The organism is Sphingomonas sp. BL-S-05 (assembly GCF_055521695.1).
Map to the genome: position 1 here is coordinate 2501 of NZ_CM145499.1, position 2500 is coordinate 5000.

Genomic DNA, 2500 nt, shown 5'->3' on the forward strand with positions numbered 1-2500 from the left:
CAGCGTTCATCACATGGGTCCCATCAAAGTATTACTTTGATGGGTGCCCAATCAAGGCTGAGCGATTTCAACCACACCGATAGAACCGCGCTACACTGCTCTGCCGAGTTTCGTGTCGTGCATCCTAGCGGATGCCGATCCAGTGTTGTCGTTGGTGGTGTGGACTCTCAAGCGTGAGGTAAGGGCAATTCGTGGATGCCTTGGCATGTACAGGCGATGAAGGACGTGGCACGCTGCGATAAGCGTCGGTGAGGTGTGAGCAACCTTTGACCCGACGATTTCCGAATGGGGAAACCCACCTATCCGTTTAACTCTACGAGCCATTCGACGACACGCGTAAAGCGTGCCGCCGAGCGGCTCAGCTAGAGTTAGGTGGACAAGGTATCTCTTAACTGAATACATAGGTTTCGAGAAGCGAACCCGGCGAACTGAAACATCTCAGTACCCGGAGGAAAAGACATCAACCGAGATTCCGTTAGTAGTGGCGAGCGAACGCGGACCAGGCCAGTGCCTGACATTCAACTAGCAGAAGCTTCTGGAAAGGAGCGCCATAGCGGGTGACAGCCCCGTATGCGAAAGTGATGTGTCAGGACTCGAGTAGGGCGGAACACGTGTAATTCTGTCTGAACATGGGGGGACCACCCTCCAAGCCTAAATACTCGTACATGACCGATAGCGAACTAGTACCGTGAGGGAAAGGTGAAAAGCACCCCGATGAGGGGAGTGAAACAGTACCTGAAACGGATTGCCTACAAGCAGTTGGAGCCCTTTTATGGGGTGACAGCGTACCTCTTGCATAATGGGTCTGTGACTTAATCTATCAAGCAAGCTTAAGCCGTTAGGTGTAGGCGCAGCGAAAGCGAGTCTGAATAGGGCGACATAGTTTGATGGATTAGACCCGAAACCCGGCGATCTAGGCATGACCAGGATGAAGGTGGGGTAACACCCACTGGAGGTCCGAACCGATTAACGTTGAAAAGTTACCGGATGAGTTGTGTTTAGGGGTGAAAGGCCAATCAAGCCGGGAAATAGCTGGTTCTCCGCGAAAACTATTGAGGTAGTGCCTCGGATGGACACCTTATGGGGTAGAGCACTGGATGGTTGCGGGGGTCGCGAGATCTACCAATACTAACCAAACTCCGAATACATAAGAGTGATATCCGGGAGACAGACGGCGGGTGCTAAGGTCCGTCGTCAAAAGGGAAACAGCCCTGACCTACAGCTAAGGTCCCCAAGTCGTGTCTAAGTGGGAAAGCATGTGGGAATCCCAAAACAACCAGGAGGTTGGCTTAGAAGCAGCCATCCTTTAAAGAAAGCGTAACAGCTCACTGGTCTAAACAAGGGTTCCTGCGGCGAAGATGTAACGGGGCTCAAGACACGCACCGAAGCTTAGGGTGTACGCTTAGCGTACGCGGTAGCGGAGCGTTCCGTACGCCTGTGAAGCGGTCTGGTAATGGACCGTGGAGGTATCGGAAGTGCGAATGCAGACATGAGTAGCGATAAAGAGGGTGAGATGCCCTCTCGCCGAAAGACCAAGGGTTCCTGCGCAAGGCTAATCCGCGCAGGGTGAGCCGGCCCCTAAGACGAGCCCGAAGGGGGTAGTCGATGGGAACCACGTTAATATTCGTGGGCCTGGTGGTGTGTGACGGATGGCGTGTGTTGTACGATCTTATCGGATTGATCGTGCTTCGAAGCTGTCCCGGGAAATAGCCCCACCGTATAGACCGTACCCGAAACCGACACAGGTGGTCTGGTAGAGTATACCAAGGCGCTTGAGAGAAGTGTCCTGAAGGAACTCGGCAAATTGCCTCCGTACCTTCGGAAGAAGGAGGCCCAGCATAGGCGCAAGCTCTTGCTGGGGGCACAGGCCAGGGGGTAGCGACTGTTTAGCAAAAACACAGGGCTCTGCTAAGTCGGCTTCAAGACGACGTATAGGGCCTGACGCCTGCCCGGTGCCTGAAGGTTAAGTGGAGGGGTGCAAGCTCTGAAATGAAGCCCAGGTAAACGGCGGCCGTAACTATAACGGTCCTAAGGTAGCGAAATTCCTTGTCGGGTAAGTTCCGACCTGCACGAATGGCGTAACGACTTCCCCACTGTCTCCAGGACATGCTCAGCGAAATTGAATTCTCCGTGAAGATGCGGAGTACCCGCGGTTAGACGGAAAGACCCCGTGCACCTTTACTGCAGCTTCAGAGTGGCATTAGGAAAGAACTGTGTAGCATAGGTGGGAGGCTTTGAAGCATTGGCGCCAGCCGGTGTGGAGCCATAGGTGAAATACCACCCTGTTGTTTTCTGATGTCTAACCTGCGCCCATGAAACTGGGCGAGGGACCCTCTGTGGCGGGTAGTTTGACTGGGGCGGTCGCCTCCTAAAGAGTAACGGAGGCGCGCGAAGGTTGGCTCAGGACGGTTGGAAACCGTCTGTTAGAGTGCAATGGCATAAGCCAGCCTGACTGCGAGACTGACAAGTCGAGCAGAGACGAAAGTCGGTCATAGTGATC

The 2500-nt window shown here is 54.0% G+C and carries 1 rRNA gene (only partly in view); it reads left to right on the forward strand.

The features are described from left to right. The first annotated feature begins 169 nt into the window (after window positions 1-169). Window positions 170-2500 (forward strand): 23S ribosomal RNA (locus ACZ1JS_RS00020); it runs 487 nt beyond the window's last position.